Annotated in this window: 11 protein-coding genes and 5 pseudogenes; 3 read left to right on the top strand and 13 right to left on the bottom strand. The window is 71.9% G+C overall.

The annotated features are described in order from the left end of the window. Window positions 1-18 precede the first annotated feature (18 nt). A pseudogene (locus E4N62_RS06120) lies at window positions 19-1,603 on the top strand (alpha-amylase family glycosyl hydrolase). Between the two features lie 46 nt (window positions 1,604-1,649). Here the strand turns inward: E4N62_RS06120 and E4N62_RS06115 are convergent. Beyond that, complete coding sequence (locus tag E4N62_RS06115) at window positions 1,650-3,434, bottom strand: sulfatase (RefSeq protein ID WP_230212544.1); 1,785 nt, start codon at window positions 3,432-3,434, stop codon at window positions 1,650-1,652. A gap of 385 nt (window positions 3,435-3,819) precedes the next feature. On the opposite strand from E4N62_RS06115, the gene rho reads away from it, so the two are divergent. Further along, entirely contained in the window at window positions 3,820-4,962 is a 1,143-nt protein-coding gene (gene rho / locus E4N62_RS06110) for a transcription termination factor Rho (protein WP_230212542.1), read from the top strand. Window positions 4,963-5,042: 80 nt separating this feature from the next. Next, entirely contained in the window at window positions 5,043-6,272 is a 1,230-nt protein-coding gene (locus E4N62_RS06105) for a D-alanyl-D-alanine carboxypeptidase family protein (protein ID WP_230212539.1), read from the top strand. Window positions 6,273-6,547: 275 nt separating this feature from the next. Here the strand turns inward: E4N62_RS06105 and E4N62_RS06100 are convergent. The 12 genes and pseudogenes from E4N62_RS06100 to E4N62_RS06045 all read right to left on the bottom strand — a co-directional run. Next, window positions 6,548-7,150 (bottom strand): annotated as a pseudogene (locus E4N62_RS06100) (glycosyltransferase 87 family protein); the annotation flags it as partial. Between the two features lie 257 nt (window positions 7,151-7,407). Continuing rightward, window positions 7,408-8,799: a polyprenol phosphomannose-dependent alpha 1,6 mannosyltransferase MptB gene (gene mptB / locus E4N62_RS06095; RefSeq protein ID WP_230212664.1), complete on the bottom strand. Its 1,392-nt coding sequence runs from the start codon at window positions 8,797-8,799 to the stop codon at window positions 7,408-7,410. A gap of 152 nt (window positions 8,800-8,951) precedes the next feature. After that, window positions 8,952-9,872, bottom strand: coding sequence for a glutaminase (locus E4N62_RS06090; protein ID WP_230212537.1), 921 nt, complete (start codon window positions 9,870-9,872; stop codon window positions 8,952-8,954). Then, window positions 9,872-11,287, bottom strand: a complete 1,416-nt coding sequence (gene aspA, locus E4N62_RS06085) for an aspartate ammonia-lyase (RefSeq protein ID WP_230212535.1) — start codon at window positions 11,285-11,287, stop codon at window positions 9,872-9,874. Before aspA ends, E4N62_RS06090 begins: the two co-directional genes overlap by 1 nt. Window positions 11,288-11,517: 230 nt before the next feature. Then, window positions 11,518-12,564 (bottom strand): asparaginase, encoded by a 1,047-nt coding sequence (locus tag E4N62_RS06080; RefSeq protein WP_230212533.1) that lies wholly within the window; start codon window positions 12,562-12,564, stop codon window positions 11,518-11,520. 8 nt (window positions 12,565-12,572) lie between these two features. Beyond that, a complete protein-coding gene (locus E4N62_RS06075; protein WP_230212531.1) occupies window positions 12,573-14,021 on the bottom strand; it encodes an amino acid permease in 1,449 nt (482 codons plus the stop codon). Then, the gene (locus E4N62_RS06070; protein ID WP_230212529.1) at window positions 14,018-14,749 is read right to left on the bottom strand and encodes a FadR/GntR family transcriptional regulator; all 732 of its coding nucleotides are present in this window, start codon (window positions 14,747-14,749) and stop codon (window positions 14,018-14,020) included. Before E4N62_RS06070 ends, E4N62_RS06075 begins: the two co-directional genes overlap by 4 nt. Before the next feature lie 120 nt (window positions 14,750-14,869). Then, window positions 14,870-15,412, bottom strand: a pseudogene (locus E4N62_RS06065) (undecaprenyl-diphosphate phosphatase); the annotation flags it as partial. Window positions 15,413-15,453: 41 nt separating this feature from the next. After that, complete coding sequence (gene crcB, locus E4N62_RS06060) at window positions 15,454-15,828, bottom strand: fluoride efflux transporter CrcB (protein WP_184898206.1); 375 nt, start codon at window positions 15,826-15,828, stop codon at window positions 15,454-15,456. Continuing rightward, window positions 15,825-16,214 (bottom strand): DUF190 domain-containing protein, encoded by a 390-nt coding sequence (locus tag E4N62_RS06055; protein WP_230212527.1) that lies wholly within the window; start codon window positions 16,212-16,214, stop codon window positions 15,825-15,827. The genes crcB (E4N62_RS06060) and E4N62_RS06055 overlap by 4 nt, the downstream gene beginning before the upstream one ends. Continuing rightward, window positions 16,211-16,624: pseudogene (crcB, locus tag E4N62_RS06050) on the bottom strand (fluoride efflux transporter CrcB); the annotation flags it as partial. The gene E4N62_RS06055 and the pseudogene crcB (E4N62_RS06050), both read right to left, overlap by 4 nt. 269 nt (window positions 16,625-16,893) lie before the next feature. Continuing rightward, window positions 16,894-17,859, bottom strand: a pseudogene (locus E4N62_RS06045) (SMP-30/gluconolactonase/LRE family protein); the annotation flags it as partial. Window positions 17,860-17,895: the final 36 nt, after the last annotated feature.

Raw genomic sequence — 17,895 nt, 5'->3', positions numbered from 1 at the left:
TCACCTATGGTCCGGGGCATGACTTCGTTCCGTCCCGCCCCGACCTGGCTGGCCGACGCCGTCTTCTACCAGATCTATCCGCAGTCCTTCGCCGACTCCGACGGGGACGGCATCGGGGATCTCGCCGGGATCACCGACCGCCTCGACCATCTGTCCTGGCTGGGCGTCGACACCGTCTGGCTGAACCCCTGTTTCGTCTCGCCGTTCCGTGACGCCGGGTACGACGTCGCGGACTATCTGAACGTCGCCCCGCGTTACGGGTCCAACGACGACCTGGCGAGGCTCGTCGACGCGGCGGGCCGCCGGGGCATCCGGATCCTGCTGGATCTCGTCGCCGGGCACACGTCGATCGACCACCCGTGGTTCCGGGCCTCCGCGAACGACCCGGACGACCACCGCTACATCTGGACGGCCGAGGGCCGCCCCGAGGGCTTCGTCGCCTCCCCCGGCACCCGGCCGGGCGCGTACCTGCCGAACTTCTTCGACTCCCAGCCCGCCCTCAACTTCGGTTACGCGCGCGGCAATCCGGCCGAGCCGTGGCGGCTGCCGGTCGACGCCGAAGGGCCGCGCGCCAACCGCGAGGCCCTCCGTACGATCATGGACCACTGGCTGGGGCTCGGTCTCTCCGGCTTCCGCGTCGACATGGCCGCCTCGCTCGTGAAGGACGATCCGGACCGGGCCGAGACCGCCCGGGTCTGGACCGAACTGCGGCACTGGCTGGACACCGCCCATCCGGACGCCGTGCTGCTCGCCGAGTGGGGCGAGCCGGAGGTGTCGATCCCGGCCGGTTTCCACGCCGACTTCTTCCTGCACTTCGGCGGCCCCACCGACGGTCTCGCCCTGCGCTCGCTGTGGAACAACGGCACGGGCACGGTCCACGAGGACTGGGACCCCCTCGACTGTTTCTTCGACGCGAGCGGTGAAGGTTCACCGGGCCCGTTCGTGGATGCCTGGCGGCAGGCGACCTCGGCCGTCGGCGACACGGGCTTCATCTCCCTGCCCAGCGCCAACCACGACTTCTCCCGCCTCAACTGCGGCCCCCGTACGCCCGAACAGCTGCCCGCGGCCTTCGCCTTCCAGCTGACCTGGCCGACGCTCCCGGCGATCTACTACGGCGACGAGATCGGCATGCGCTACCTTCCCGGCCTGCCCGACAAGGAGGGCAGCGTCCTCGGCCCCGACTACAACCGCGCGGGCTCCCGCACCCCCATGCAGTGGGACGACACCCCGAACGCGGGCTTCTCCACCGCCCCGCCGACCGTCTCTACCTCCCCATCGACCCCTCCCCGACCGCCCGACCGTCGCCGCCCAGCGCGCCGACACCGCCTCGCTCCTCCACCTCGTCCGCCGCCTGATCGCCCTGCGCCGCCGGACCCCCGAACTGGGCTCCGGCGGCTCGGTGGAGGTGCTGCACACCGGCGGTCCGTTCGTGTACGTCCGGGGCGGGCGCCATCTGGTGGTGATCAACCCCCGGCGCAGCACGGCCGATTGCTCGTACGGGCGCGCCGTCCGCGGCGCCCTGGAGAGGCAGGGCGTGGAGATCGGGGACGGCACGATCACCGCGCAGGGCTTCGGATACGGGATCTTCGAGCTCGACGGCTAGGGCCTGTCGTTCGGATCACGCCTGGGCCGCGGGGCTTGGTACGCACCTACGGCGCGGGCGAGCCGGCCTTCTTCGGCTCCTCGCCGTACGCCGTCAGGAAACGGTCGCGGAAGGTGTCCATGCGCCAGACCGGGGCGTCGTCGCCGGGCCGCAGGCCGTCGGACCAGCCCCAGTCGGCGATCCGGTCGAGGACCTTCGGGTCGTGGGCCACGACGGTGACCGGTACGTCGTGACTCGCGCCGTTGCCGCTGACGCTCGCCATGGGCTGGTGGTCGCCGAGGAAGACCAGGACGGTGTTCTCGTCGCCGTACTTCTCCACGTACTGCAGGAGGCTGTGCAGCGAGTACTGGACGGACTTGCCGTACTCCTCCTTGACCTTGACGGGGTCGGTGAAGACGTCGGCGGGGTCCTTGCCGGCCTTCTCGATGTCCCGGTAGACGGAGCCGTCGCCGACCTCGTCCCAGCCGACCATCTTCGGCAGCGGCGCCCAGGGCTGGTGACTGGAGGTCAGGATGATCTCCGACATCAGCGGCTTGTCGCCCTTCTTGGCGGCCTCCAGGCGCTCGAAGGCGGTGAGGGCGTACTGGTCGGGCATGGTCGACCAGCTGAACTTCGGCCCCTGGTAGCCGAGATCACGGGAGTCGTAGACCTTGTCGAGGCCGTAGAAGTCGCCCTCCGGCCAGTTCTTCTGCACGCCGGGCACGATGCCGACCGTCCGCCAGGCGCCGCTCTTGTGGAACGCGCCGGGCAGTGTGAGGCGTTCGCCGGCGGTGACCGTGCGATAGCGGCTCTGGTTGTCGATCCACAGGCCCGTCAGGAACGTGGAGTGGCCGAGCCAGCTGCTGCCGCCGTACGTCGCCGAGGTCAACCAGCCGCTCTTCGCCGTGAACCCGGCTTCGGTCAGGGCCTTGCCCTCCTCGTCGAGGGCCGCGGTCACGCCCGGTGCGATGGCCGGGTCCTCCAGGGCCGCGCGCCCGTAGCTCTCGATGAAGGTGATCATGACGTCCTTGCCGCGCAGCCCGGTCAGCAGCCGGTCGGCGGGCACATCGGCGAACTCGTCCTTCCTGGCCTCCTTGGCGAACGCGGCCTCGTCCCGCAGGGTCTCCCGCACCCGGTCCAGGCGGTCCTGCACGAAACCGATGGTGTTCCTGGAGGCGACCGCCGTGTTCTGGATCGGCGTCAGACCGAGCGCGGCGCAGGTGATCCACACGGTCCCGGCGACGATGGTGCCCCGGGTCGCCCGGTCCCGGTCGCGGACCAGGACGGCGACGAGCCGCACCACCGCCAGCGCCATGACGGCGAACAGCAGCAGCACCAGCACCACGAGGCCGGCCACGGCGGCCGTCGCGCCCGTCGGGCCGAGCGTGTCCTGGACGTAGGACTCGGCGTCGTCCAGCAGGCCCCAGTCGAGGACGACGTTGAAGCCCCGGCCGAGGAACTGGTTGAAGCCGATGTCGAGTGCCTTCACGACCACCAGCGCGGCCAGGCCGAGCCCGATGACGACCGCCGCGACCAGCCTCGGCCGCCGGGGCAGCACCAGCATCAGGGCGGCGGCGAGGATCGGCTCCACGGGTATCCGCAGGAACTGCCGCGCCTCGAAGTACTCGGGCTTGCCGGGCATCAGCAGCGCGAAGAGCACGAGGGCGGCGGCCAGGCCCGTGACGCCCCACGACACGCTCCGCGCCGCGACGGGGTACTTCGTCCGGAACGCCGTCCGGTAACCGCGCCATCGACGGACGGGGCCGACGGTCTTCGGCGGTGTGTCCTCGGCCGAGGGCTTGCCCGTCTCGTCCGTGTCGGGTGAGGGGCTGGAGCGCGTGAAGAGCGACACGCGACGTTCCTTCCGTGCGAAGACCGCTGGCGGTGCCCCCATCTGTACGGGGACTCCGCGAGATCGGTTCAACGACCACGGGTAAGCCATCGGTAAGGAACTCTCCACAGCCTGCCACCGATGGTGGTACGCTCAAATCGGCACATGTGTATCGCCCTTGCTCGGGCGCCGTTGCCACTCTCTCTTGGATCCCATTGATCCTGAGATCTTTCTCGCCATACCGCCCGTCGATTCCCGACCGGCCGTCGGCTTCACCGCAACCACCCGCGACGCACGGGCCGCTTCTCGCAACGCGGCCGTGCACGGCTCGGCCTCACTCCGGGTGTGCGCCATCCCCCTCCCCTTCCCACGCGTTTTCCTCACGTCCTCGAAAGGACCTCCCTTCATGACCACCACCACACTCGAACGCACTTCCACCGAACCTCGGCAGCCGGTCCGGGTCACCGGCGTCCTGAAGACCACGCAGGGCGGGCAGGGGCAACTGCGCGTCGCCGGCTGCCTGCCGACCCCCTCCGACCCGCAGGTCTCCGCGACGCTCGTCCGCCGGTACGGCCTGCGCAAGGGCGACACCGTCGAGGGCCTGCGCGACGGCCGGCGCGCCCTCATCGAGGTCGAGCGGATCAACGGCCGTACGCCCGGGGAGCTGCGCGCCCGCCCGCACTTCCACGACCTCACCCCGCTGCACCCCCGCGAGCGGCTACGGCTCGAACACCCGGCGAGCGGTCTGACGGGCCGTCTGGTCGACCTCGTCGCCCCCGTCGGCAAGGGACAGCGCGGGCTGATCGTGGCCCCGCCCAAGACCGGCAAGACCGTCCTGCTGCAGCAGGTGGCCGCCGCGATCGCCGCCAACCACCCCGAGGTCCGCCTGATGGTGGTGCTGCTCGACGAACGGCCCGAGGAGGTGACCGACATGCGGCGCTCCGTGCGGGGCGAGGTGTACGCCTCGACGTTCGACCGGTCCCCCAAGGAGCACATCGCGCTCGCCGAACTCGTCGTGGAGCGCGCCAAGCGGCTCGTCGAGCAGGGCGAGGACGTCGTGATCCTCCTGGACTCCCTGACCCGGCTGTGCCGCGCCCACAACAACGCGGCCGCGTCCGGCGGCCGCACCCTCAGCGGCGGAGTGGACGCCGCCGCCCTGCACGGCCCCAAGCGGCTCTTCGGCGCCGCCCGTCTGACCGAGGAGGCCGGCTCCCTCACCATCCTGGCCACCGCCCTGGTGGAGACCGGGTCCCGCGCCGACGGCTTCTTCTTCGAAGAGCTCAAGGGCACCGGCAACATGGAACTCCGCCTGGACCGCGCCCTCGCCGACCGGCGGGTCTTCCCCGCCGTCGACATCACCCCCTCCGGCACCCGCCGCGAGGAACTCCTCCTGACAGCAGGCGAGTTGGCGGCCTTACGCGGTCTGCGGCAGGCGCTGCGGTCGCGCGAGGGGCAGCCGAACCTGGAGACACTGCTGGAGCGTATGCGCGCCACACCGGACAACGCCGCCTTCCTGCGGCAGGTGCGGCCCACGCTGCCGGCGGCATGACATGCGGCATCCGGGTGCTCGATCCGTGCGCTCGGCCCTGGCATCCGGGAGTACGGCACCCCCCTTCCTACGTTTGTGGTATGACCATCGGATTCCCATCCCGCGCTCCCCGCGCTCCCCGTGCCACCCGCACCGCCCGTGGCGCCCGCGCTTCCCGTGCGGCCCGCCTCACCGTGTGCTGCACCGCCGTCTGTGCGCTCGGGGCCCTGGCCGTCGTGACCGACCCGGACGCCACCGGCCCCCGGTCCGTGACGGACGCGCAGGACGCCAAGGCCGCGCAGGGCTCGCCGTCCCTGTACCGGCAGGGGACGCAGGTGCGGCTGCTGGCCGGGGCGCCCGAGGTGCCGGACGTGTCCGCGGTGTCGTGGCTGGTGGCCGACGCCGACAGCGGCGCGGTCCTCGCCTCGCACGACGCGCACCGCAGACTGCCGCCCGCGAGCACCCTGAAGGCCCTGTTCGCGCTCACCGTGCTGCCGGGCCTCCCGGCGGGTCTCAGACACACCGTGAAGAGCGAGGAACTGGCGGGCATCGGCGCCGGGAGCAGCATGGTCGGCGTCAAGGAGGACCACACGTACACCGTCGCCGACCTGTGGCGCGGGGTCTTCCTCAGCTCGGGCAACGACGCCGTACGCGTCCTGGCCCACCTCAACGGCGGCTGGAAGGCGACCGCCCGTCAGATGCGGGACAAGGCCCGCGCCCTGGGCGCCCGCGACACGCACGTCGTCTCCCCCGACGGCTACGACGCGCCCGGCCAGGTGTCGTCCGCCTACGACCTGGCGGTGTTCGGACGGGCGGGGCTGCGCAACGCCGAGTTCGCCGGGTACTGCGCCACGGCCACCGCGAAGTTCCCGGCGGGCGGCTGGTCGTACGGCATCCAGAACACCAACCGGCTGCTCACCGGCGCCGGAGTGGAACGCTATCCGGGGCTGATCGGCGTCAAGAACGGCTACACCACCAACGCGGGCAACACGCTGATCGCCGCCGCGAAACGGGGCGGACGCACCCTCGTGGTGACGGTGATGCGCCCCGAGTCCGGCGGCTTCGCCGTGTACGAGGAGGCGCGCTCCCTGCTCGACTGGGGGTTCGACGCCGCAGGGCAGGTGGACGCCGTGGGCTCGCTCCTGCCGCCGCGCCCGGCGGCGGCGCCTCAAGCCGGTCCCCGATCGCGGCCCGTGACCCGCGCGGAGGCGGCCGAGGTGACCGTTCCCGACTGGCCGGTGGTGGGTGCGATCGCGGGCGCGGCCGGGGTGGGCGCGGCGGCTGTGGCCCTGGCACTGCGGCTCAGGATCGGCCGGTCCACCCGGGGCTGACCGACCGGCAGCCACAGCAGCAGACCGAGCGTGATCCACACATAGGTGTTGCTGCCGACGAAGCCGCCGACGCCGGACGCGTCGTCGAACCACAGCCACACGACGCTGCTGCACAGCACCGCGTACAGGGCCGCCGTGAGCGGCAGCAGCCGACGGTGCCTGAGCAGGACGGCGAAGGCCGGCAGCAGCCAGACCAGATGGTGCACCCAGGTGATCGGGCTGACCAGAGCGCCGGTCAGCCCGGTGAGGGCGAAGGCGGCGGTCCAATCGGCGGCGCGTACCGCCGCACGGGTCCGCCACGCCCACACGCACAGCACCACGAGCACCAGCGCCGCCCACACGGCTCGGCTCGGCTCGTGCGGCGCCACGAGCCGGGCCAGGACACCCTGCAACGACTGGTTGGAGACATAGTCGAGGCGGCCGACGCGGCTGGTGTCCCACAGCGCCTCGGTCCAGTAGAAGCGCGAGGCGGCCGGGGCGATCCAGGCCGCGGTGGCGGTGGCGGCCGCGGCGACGGCCGTCGCGAGCCCGGCGGCCCGCCACCGCCGGGCGAGCAGCAGCAGCCCGATGAAGATCGCGGGCGTCAGCTTGACCGCCGCCGCCAGGCCGATGCCGACGCCCGCCCAACGGCCCCGGCCCGTGGCCAGCAGCCGGGCGTCGGCGAGGACCAGGGCCAGCAGCAGGAGGTTCACCTGCCCGAAGCTGAAGGTGTCTCGCAACGGTTCGAACACCGCGAGCGCGCAGAGAAGCAGCACGACACCGAACCAGCCGTGGCGACTCGGCGCCGGGCCGGCCAGTAGCCGCAGGACGGCCGCGAGTGCTGCCAGGTTCAGCCCCAGGCACAGCACGATCGCGGTGCGCAGCCCGACCAGCGCCATCGGCAGCATGACGACGGCCGCGAACGGCGGATAGGTGAAGCCGTAGGTCGTGCCCGGCACCAGGTAGTCGTACAGGCGGCCGTCGTGGTGGACCCAGTGGTCGATCGTGCCGTGGTAGACGCGCAGGTCGAAGAAGTCGCGCAGCAGCGGGACGGTCGCGGTGAAGGCGGTGACGGCCAGGGCCGACACGAGGACGAGGAGGACGCGGGCCCGCTCGGTGCGTGGCTGAAGCTGAAGCCGCCTCGGGCGCGGTTCGCTCATGCCGTGCGCTCCAGAGCCGGCGCCCGGGAGGCCAGTTCGGCCTGCCAGAGCACGACCACCGCGAGCACTCCCCCACACACCGCGAGGACGAACTGCTCGGTGTCCGCCGGGTTCCCGCTCGGCAGGACGGCGAGCGCGAGCACCCCGCTGGCGGCCGCGACCCGGCGCTGCGTGGTGACGTTCTGGGCGGCCGCGGCGATGAGGAACAGCCCCCACAGGGCGTACCAGGGGCGGATCGCCGGGCCCAGCGCGGCCACGGCCGCCAGGCTGAGGCCGAGCGCGTACACCGGGCCGGGTCGCAGCCGCAGCCATATGTGGAGGACGACGGCGAGGGTCAGCAGCAGTCCGGCGGCGCGCCAGGCCGGGAGGGCGAGGGGGGCCAGGTCGCTGCCGAGGTCGTGCAGCAGGGTGGCGGTGGCGCGGCCCAGGACGGTGGTGGGCGACCAGTTCTGGGCTGACACGGGGGTGCGCAGCGCGGCGGCGATCCAGCCGTACCCCGTGCCGGTCAGGGCGGTCGCGGCGGCCGTGGTGCCGACGGCGACGGCCAGGGTCCCCGCCGCGGTCCGGAACCATCCCGTACGGCCGCGTATCGCCACCACCGCCACCAGCCCGAGCGCGGCGGGTGCCTTCACCAGCGCGGCGAGCGTGACCAGAACGACGCCGACGAGGTACCAGCGGCCCCGCGCGAGCACCAGCCCGACGCCCAGCAGTCCCAGCATCATCGCGTCGTTGTGGGCCCCGGCCACCAGGTGCAGGAGCACGAGCGGGTTGAGCGCGCCGAGCCAGAGCGCGACCGCCGGGTCGGCTCCGCTGTGCCGGGCGAGGCGGGGCAGTGCCACGGCCATCAGCGCCACGCCGAGCAGCGCGATCAGGCGCATCCCGATGAGCCCGGCCGGGATCCGGCCGTCGGTCAGAGCGGACAGCCCGGAGGCCAGGGCGAGGAAGACCGGGCCGTACGGGGTCGCGGTGTGCCGCCACATCGGGGCCACCTCGTCGGCGAGCGGTCCGCCGAGCCGTGCGGGCCCGTGCAGATGGACGTCCATGTGCGCGTCGACCATGGCGCCCTGGGCGAGGTAGCTGTAGACGTCCCGGCTGAACAGCGGGGGCGCGAGCAGCAGCGGTGCCGCCCAGACGGCCAGAACGAGCAGCAGGGCGCGCGGAGTCGGTGGTTCCGGGCCGCGTATCACCTTGCCGAGCAGCGCCCAGGCTGCTGTCAGCAGGACGACGCCGAAGTAGACGCCGACGAGCCCCAGCGCGCCGCGCCCCGAGGTCGGCGACAGCAGCTCCCGCACGGGCAGGGCTCCGGCGGTCTCACCTCCGAGGGCGAGGAAGGCGGTTCCGGCCAGGCCGAGTGCCTGACAGCGGCGCAGATCGACGGGAAAAGCGATGGCCAACACTCGGTCAGGCTGTCAACGCCGGGTGGCGCGGAAGCGACGCCGCGCCTTCCGGGCGGGTACCGGCACGTGACCAGGAGCGAACCCGCCGCCCCGGTCGGCGAGGTACCGGGGCGGCGGGCCCTGGGGGCCCTGGGTGGGGAGGGTCAGAAGATCGACAGCCCCGTCAGGGTGGTGAACCGGTCCAGCGCCGCCACTCCGGCCACCGAGTTGCCGCGCTCGTCCAGCCCGGGGCTCCAGACGCAGAGCGTGCACCGGCCGGGGACGACCGCGATGATGCCGCCGCCCACCCCGCTCTTGCCGGGCAGACCCACGCGGTACGCGAAGTCACCGGCGGCGTCGTACGTGCCACAGGTGAGCATCACCGCGTTGATCTGCTTCGCCTGGCTGCGCGTCAGCAGCCGGGTACCGTCGGCGCGGACGCCGTGCCGGGCCAGGAAGCCGATGGCCAGGGCGAGGTCGGCGCAGGAAGCGGTGAGGGAGCACTGGCGGAAGTACTGGTCGAGGAGGACCGGTACGGGGTTGTCGATGTTGCCGTACGACGCCATGAAGTGGGCGAGGGCGGCATTGCGGTCGCCGTGGGCGGATTCGGAGGCGGCGATCTCCGGGTCGAAGTCGAGGTCGGGGTTGCCGCTCTCCGTGCGGAGGAAGGACAGCAGCGTGCCGGCGGCGTCGCCGGTCCGGGTGTGCAGGCGGTCGGTGACGACGAGGGCGCCCGCGTTGATGAACGGGTTGCGCGGGATGCCGCTCTCGTACTCCAGCTGGACCAGGGAGTTGAACGGGTTGCCGGAGGGCTCGCGGCCCACGTGTTCCCAGAGGGCGTCACCCTCGCGCTCCAGATCGAGCGCGAGAGTGAAGACCTTGGTGATGGACTGCGTGGAGAACGGCTCACGCCAGTCCCCCACGCCGTACACCGTGCCGTCCGGCTCCGCGACGGCCATGCCGAAGCTGCGCGGGTCGCGGGCGGCGAGCGCCGGGATGTAGTCGGCGGGCCGGCCCCGGCCCGGGGTCCGTTCGATCTCCTCGGCGATGCGTTCCAGGATCGGCCCGAAGGCGGACGTCTCCATCAGGCCGACGGGGCGCCGCTGCCCGCGAGGATCTCGGGCCGCAGCAGTTCCCGAAGTCGTTCGGCGGGCAACAGGCCCTTCTCCTGGACGAGTTCGGCCACGCCCCGGCCGGTGGCGAGGGCCTCCTTGGCGATGTCGGTGGCGGCCGTGTACCCGATGTGCGGGTTGAGGGTGGTGACCAGGCCGATGGAGTTCTCCACGGCGGCACGCAGTTCGTCCTCGTTGGCGGTGATGCCGTCGACGCAGCGCTCGGCGAGGGTGAGGCAGGCCGCGCGGAGGTGGGTGAGGGACTCCGAGAGGGAGTGCAGGATGATCGGCTCGAAGGCGTTGAGCTGGAGCTGTCCGGCTTCGGCGGCCATGGTGATGGTGACGTCGTTGCCGATGACCTCGAAGGCGACCTGGTTGACGACCTCGGGGATCACCGGGTTGACCTTGCCGGGCATGATCGACGAACCGGCCTGCACCGGCGGCAGGTTGATCTCGTTGAGGCCGGCGCGCGGCCCGGAGGAGAGCAGCCGCAGGTCGTTGCAGCTCTTGGAGAGCTTGACCGCGATGCGCTTGAGCACGCCCGACATCTGCACGAACGCACCGCAGTCCTGGGTGGCCTCGACCAGGTTGGCCGCGGTGACCAGCGGCAGACCGGTGATCTCGGCGAGGTGGCGGCGCGCCGATTCGGCGTAGCCGGCGGGGGCGTTGAGGCCCGTGCCGATGGCGGTGGCGCCGAGGTTGATCTCGTGGATCAGCTCGACGGCCTCGGCGAGGCGGCTGCGGTCCTCGTCGATCATGACGGCGAACGCGGAGAACTCCTGGCCGAGCGTCATGGGGACCGCGTCCTGGAGCTGGGTGCGGCCCATCTTGAGCACCTCGCGGAACTCGACGGCCTTGGCCGCGAAGGAGTCCTGGAGGACGGCCATCGCCCGGAGCAGCCCGCGCACCGCGAAGACCGTGGCGACCTTGACGGCGGTCGGGTAGACGTCGTTGGTGGACTGGCCGAGGTTGACGTCCTCGTTCGGGTGCAGGTGCTCGTACCGGCCCTTGGGGTGGCCCAGCAGCTCCAGCGCCCGGTTCGCGATCACCTCGTTGGCATTCATGTTCGTCGAGGTGCCGGCGCCGCCCTGGATCACGTCGACGACGAACTGGTCGTGCAGCTTGCCGTCGCGGATCTCCCGGCAGGACTCGATGATCGCGGCGGCCTTCTGGGGGGCGAGCAGGCCGAGTTCCTCGTTCGCGCGGGCGGCGGCCTCCTTGACGGCGGCCAGGGCGTCGACCATGTGGGGGTAGGCGGAGATCGGGGTGCCCGTGATGGGGAAGTTCTCCGTGGCGCGCAGGGTGTGGACGCCCCAGTACGCGTCGGCGGGGACGTCACGGTCTCCGAGCAGATCGTGTTCGCTGCGGGTCGCTGCGGCGGCGGTCATGGCAGGGGGCCTTCTTTCGTGAGCTGCGGGTGAGTTGGTGGTCGGGGTGGGGTGGGTGCGTCGTCGGGTGCGGGTGGGTGGGGGCTGGTCGCGCAGTTCCCCGCGCCCCTGAAGAGCCGGGCTGCGCCCCGTGCTTCGGGCACGAAAGCAGGGCGCAGCCCCGCTTTTCAGGGGCGCGGGAACTGCGAGAGAAGCCCCACCGGGCCCGCACCCGACAACGCAGCCACCCGTCAGGGCAGACGCGGCATCGGATCCAGCGCCCGCACCGCACTGACCCGACCCACTTCCCGCCCGCCCCCGAGCAGCGCCTCACCCGAGAACCCGGCGAGAGTCTCGGGATCGACCCCGGCCCGTACGAGCGCCGCCGCGGTCACCGGCACCCGGGCCCGGTTCGCGCCGTCGGCGATCTTCACGGCGACGGCCCGGCCGTCGGGCAGCACGGCGACCTGGACGCCCTCGAAGCCGTCCTTGGTGAGCAGTCCGGGCACGGCCCGCATCAGCTCGGCGACGTCGCGTCCGGCGCCGGAGGCCATCTCGGCGTGTTCGCGCATGGCGTCGGCGACGGTGCGCTCGGGGGTGCCCTCGGCTGCGGTGGTGATCCGGGCGAGGGCGCGGGCGAGACCGTGCAGGGAGACGGAGAACAGGGGCGCGCCGCAGCCGTCGACGGTCACCCGGGCGACGGCCTGCCCGGTGAGGTCCTCGACGATCTCCGCGATGGCCTGCTGCAGGGGGTGGGCCGGGTCGAGGTAGTCGTCCAGGGACCAGCCGTTGAGCTTGCAGGTGTAGAGCATGGCGGCGTGCTTGCCGGAGCAGTTCTGCGCGAGACGGGAGGGCTGCCTCCCCTCGCGTATCCACACGTCGCGGACGGCCGGGTCGTACGGCATGTCGGTGACGTTGCGCAGGTCGGCCTCGGTGACGCCGGCCAGCTCCAGGATCCGCCGGGCTCCGGCGAGGTGGCGTTCCTCGCCGGAGTGGCTGGCGGCGGTCAGCGACAGCAGTTCGCCGTCCAGGGGGAGTCCGGCGCGCAGCATCGCCACGGCCTGGACCGGCTTGAGCGCCGACCGGGGGTAGAACGCCGCCTCGATGTCGCCGAGTTGGAGTTCCACCTCCCCGTCGGCACCCAGCACCACGACGGAGCCGTGGTGGATGCCCTCGATGACACCTCCGCGTACGAGGTGGGCGACGGGGGCGTGCAGCGGTTCCCGGATCGCGGGGGCCGCGGCCACCGGAGCCGCAGGGATCGCCGAGGCGCCGGTGGTCGTGGGGTCGTACGTCACGGCGTGGATCACTTCTTCACTCCGGCCGACTGCTGGGCGACCCGGCGACGCACGCCGAACCACCCCGCGATCAGCGCCAGCACGATGAGGGGCAGGCACAGCACGGTCGTGCGGCCCGCGCCGCCGTCCGCGTACATCAGGACCAGGACCGACGCCAGGAAGAACAGGGTCACCAGTTCGGTCCACGGGGAGCCGGGCAGCCGGTAGCTCGGCCGGGTCAGCTCGCCCTTCTCGGTCTTCTGCCAGAACACCAGGTGACAGATCATGATCATGCCCCAGGTGCAGATGATGCCGATCGCGGCGAAGTTGAGCACGATCTCGAACGCGTCGGCCGGGACCACGAAGTTCAGCCCGACGCCCAGCACACAGATACCGCTGGTGAGCAGGATGCCGCCGTAGGGGACCTGGTTGCGGCTCATCACGCCGGTGAACTTCGGGGCGGAGCCCGCCATCGCCATGGAGCGCAGGATGCGGCCGGTGGAGTACAGGCCCGAGTTGAGCGAGGACATGGCCGCGGTCATCACGACCAGGTTCATGATGCCGCCGGCCGCCGGGACGCCGATGTTGGAGAGCACCGTGACGAAGGGGCTCTCGCCGGCCTTGTACGAGGACCAGGGCAGCAGCATCGCCAGCAGCAGGACGGAGCCGACGTAGAACAGACCGACGCGCCACATGATCGAGTTGATCGCCTTCGGCATGACCTTCTCGGGGTTCTCCGTCTCGCCCGCCGCGACGCCGACCAGTTCGACGGAGGCGTAGGCGAAGACGACACCCTGGATGATCAGCAGCATGGGCAGTAGACCGTTGGGAAAGATGCCGCCGTTGTCGGTGATCAGGGACGGGCCGGGGGTGTGGCCGTCGACCGGCTGCTGGGTGACCAGCAGGAAGATGCCGATCAGCATGAAGGTGACGAGCGCGCCCACCTTGATGATCGCGAACCAGAACTCCAGTTCGCCGAACATCTTCACCGAGATCAGGTTCACGGCGAGGACGACCCCGAGCGCGATGAGCGCGATGACCCACTGGGGGATGTCGGAGAACATGCCCCAGTAGTGGGTGTAGAGGGCGACCGCGGTGATGTCGGCGATACCGGTGGTGGCCCAGTTCAGGAAGTACATCCAGCCGGCCGTGTACGCGCCCTTCTCCCCCAGGAACTCCCGGGCGTAGGACACGAAGGCGCCGGACGAGGGCCGGTAGAGGACCAGTTCGCCGAGGGCACGGACGACGAGGAAGGCGAAGACTCCGCAGACCGCGTAGGCGATGAACAGGGACGGGCCGGCGTCGACGAGACGGCCGCCGGCGCCGAGGAAGAGGCCGGTGCCGATCGCGCCGCCGATGGCGATCATGTTGACGTGGCGGGACTTGAGGGACTTGCTGTAGCCGGCGTCTCCGGCGTCGACGTGGGCCGTCGGCTGCCCGGCCTGTACGGCGTCTTTCTCGAGGGACTGCTCGCTCACGCCTCGGGTCCGCCTTCCGTGGAGCTGTCCGTGCGCGGGGAACGCACGATGTCGGTGAGGGTGTTCTCGACGCGGTCGAGGTGGTGGGACATGGCCTCCACCGCGTCGTGTTCGGAACCGTCGATCAGCGCCTCGACGATGGCCCGGTGCTCTCGGTTGGACTGCTCGCGCCGGCCGCCGAGTTCGTTGAGGAAGGCCGACTGGCGGGCCAGTGCGTCCCGGATCTCCTCGATCACCCGGCGGAACACCGGGTTCTGGGCGGCTTCGGCCACGGCCAGGTGGAAGAGGGTGTCCATCGCGACCCAGGCAGTGGTGTCGGTCTCCCGCTCCATCCGGTCCAGCAGATGGGCCAGATGGTCCAGGTTCTCCGGGGTGCGGCGCACCGCCGCGTACCCGGCGACCGGGATCTCCACGTGCCGGCGCACCTCCAGCAGGTCGCTGGCCGCGTAGTCGCCGAAGGTGGGGTCCTCGACGGCGTTCGCGATCACGAAGGTGCCCTTGCCGGTGCGGGACTGGGTCAGCCCCATCACCTGGAGGGCGCGCAGCGCCTCGCGCAGGACCGGTCGGCTCACTTCGAGCTGTCGGCAGAGCTCCGCCTCCGAGGGGAGCTTGTCCCCGATGGCGTACTTGCCGCGCTCGATGGCGTCGCGGAGGTGGGTGAGCACCGCTTCCATGGCGCTGACGCGCCGGGGTGCCGAGCCACCTGTCTGGCTGTCTGACAGGTTCACGGGGGTGATCCTGCGGGTGACCGGAGGCGGCTGTCAAGGGGGCCTGTATTCGATCTTCCAGGTCATGGGCGGTGGTGGATCCGCTGCGTGCCGGGCGCCGGCCGCGCCCTGCGGGCCACGTCAGCTGAGGCCACCGGCCGCGAGCAGTCCGAACAGCAGCACGCCGACGACGATCCGGTACGACACGAACACCTGGAAGGAGTGCCTGGTCACGAACTTCAGCAGCCAGGCGACCGAGGCGTACGCGACCGCGAACGACACGGTGGTGCCGGCGATCAGCGGGGCCGCGCCCACCCCCGCGCCGAGGGCGTCCTTCAGCTCGTACAGACCGGCGCCGGTGAGAGCCGGGATACCGAGGAAGAAGGAGAGTCGGGTGGCGGCGACGCGGTCGAGGTCGAGCAGCAGCGCGGTGGACATGGTGGCGCCGGAGCGGGAGAAACCGGGGAACAGCAAAGCGAGGATCTGCGAACCGCCGACGAGCATCGCGTCCCGGAACCGGGTGTCCTCCTCCGCGCGCCTGCGCCGGCCCACCTGCTCGGCGACCCACATCACACCGCTGCCGACGATCAGGGAGCCGGCCACCACCCACAGGGAGGCGAGCGGCCCCTCGATCAGCGACCGGGCGGCCAGCCCCACGACGACGATCGGGATCGTCGCGGCGATTCGGCACAGTCAGTCGTACTACAGCCGGGTAAGACCCCGGCTCACCTCCACAGGGCCTCCGCCGCCGACACCCCCACGAAGGCCGCGCCCAGCCCGGCCACCACGCTCGCCGTCACGTTGACGACGGCGTGCAGGCGCGCGCCGTCCTGGGCCAGGCGCAGGGTCTCGTACGAGAAGGTCGAGTACGTGGTGAGCGCCCCGCAGAGTCCCGTGCCCAGGAGAAGCTGCAGGTGGGAGGAGGCTGCACCGGCCGCCACGGCACCGGTGAGAACTCCGAGGACCAGCGATCCGGCGACGTTCACGATGAAGGTCCCCCAGGGGAAGACCGTGTCGTGGCGGGACTGCACGGCCCGGTCGGTGAGATAGCGCAGGGGCGCGCCCACCATCGCGCCGACGACGACGAGCAGCCAGTTCACGTGGACCTCTTACCTTCCGCCGAGGGCGCGGCCGGGTCGTGCCGACCGACGATCTCGCACTCGTCCAGCACCACCAGCCCCTCCCCCTCGTTGAGCAGTTCCTCCAGTCGGGGCAGGAAGGCCCGGACGCGCTCCTCCGTGTCCACGATGATCACCGCGACCGGCAGGTCCTCGCTGAGCGAGAGCAGCCGCGAGGTGTGGACGACCGAGGAGGCACCGAAACCCTCGATGCCCCGGAAGACACTGGCGCCCGCAAGACCCGCGGCGTGTGCGCGGTGCACGATCTCGCTGTAGAGCGGCTTGTGGTGCCAGGTGTCCTGCTCGCCGATCACCACGGTGAGACGGAGTGCCGGACCGGTGAGCCGCTGCCGTCCAGAGCTTGTCATGGCCGCCTCCGCGCGAGGGCCCGGCGTGCCGTGGCCGCCGCCAGCCAGACGGCGGCCAGGGCGGCGAGAAGGGTGGCGGCGAGATAGGCGAGGGCCGTACGGGGGTGCCCTTCGTCCACCAGCCGCTCGACGTCGACGACGTACGCCGAGAAGGTGGTGAAGCCGCCGAGCACACCGGTGCCGAAGAAGGGCCGCACCAGCCGATGGGCTGCCCACACGTCCGTGATCACGACCATGAAGAGGCCGATCACGAAGCAGCCGACGATGTTCACCCAGAACGTGCTCCACGGGAAGTGACCGGGCTGCGCGGGCCACAGCAGCGACACGCCGTAGCGGGCCGTAGCGCCGGATGCGCCGCCGACGGCGACGCATCCGACAACGAGTCCCTGGCCCCGCCAGGGGACGGTCCGTGGGGACGGGCGGGTGGTCGTGGAGGACCGGACCCTGTCGGTGGGGGCACTGTCATGCGCAGACGTCTCCTACTCGCCGGGGCCCGGGTGTCCGGGCGCGATCCGTCGCAAGCAGGGACCGTTGTCGGCATCGATGCCGCGGTTCGGGTACGGCGGGCCCCACCGCCGCGCCGCGAGGAGTCTCGTGGCCGTTCACCAGCGTAACGCGGGCCCTCACAGCACCGCACGCCCCCGTACCCGGCCTCGGGCTGTCCTCGGCCCGCCTCCCCCGGCAGCTCGCACACCGCGATGCCCCGTTCCCACAGGCTTCCGAGGATCAGCCGCCCCTCCGTCACGCACGCGCTCGTGACCATGCGGAAGCGGGAACGGCGGTCGACGAGGGTGTGGACCGTGTGTGCCTCGTCGTCGACCGCGACGACCCCGGCGAACCCGAGGGGCCGGAACGGCGCCCGGACCGCCATCCGGCTCGCGGCGCCGCGCACGGCCGGACTCGCGCGGTGCAGCCGGTCGAGGGCGCCGATGCGCGGTCCGGCCAGCGCCCCCCACAGCAGTCCGCTCCCGGGGTCGCGCCACATGTTGTCGGGCGTGCCCGGCAGGTCCTCGACGAAGGGCTCGCTCGTGCCGGCCCCGGCCCCCGTGAGGTGGACGCGGGTCAGGCGCCGGGCGCCCGTCTCGGCGACCACGAGGAAGGACTCGTCGGCGGAGGGTGCGAGACCGTTGGCGAACTGGAGCCCCTCCAGGACGACTTCGGGTTCCCCCGCCCCCGGCGCGAGACGCAGCAGCCGCCCGGTCCCGGTGTGCTCGACGATGTCGCCGATCCAGTGGTGGAGGGGGTATCGGCGGCTGGAGACCGTGAAGAAGACCGTCCCGTCGGCAAGCGCCACGGCATTGCTGCAGAACCGCAGCCGCTCACCGCGCACCTCGTCGGCGAGCACCCGCACAGTGCCGTCACCGGTCCCTACCCGCAGCAGCCCCCGCTCGGCGTCGCACACCAACAGGTCCCCGTCCGGGAGGAGTTCGAGGCCGAGGGGCCTGCCGCCGGTCTCGGCGAGCGTCTCGACCCGGGCCCGCCCCGGCTCCGCGAGCCCGTCCACCCGCAGGACCCGGCCGTCCTCGACACCGGTCAGCACCCGGCCACGCCCGTCGGCGACCACGTCCTCGGGCCCGCGCCCGCCGATCCCGACGAACGCCTCCGGTACCAGTGCGGCGCCCCGTGAAACCGTGCTGCCCGTCATGTCCGCCTCCCGAAAGTCCGCCCGATCGCCCGCGCC

The organism is Streptomyces sp. MNU76 (assembly GCF_020982545.1).
Lineage (GTDB): Bacteria > Actinomycetota > Actinomycetes > Streptomycetales > Streptomycetaceae > Streptomyces.
This window is presented reverse-complemented; position numbering and strand designations above follow the sequence as displayed.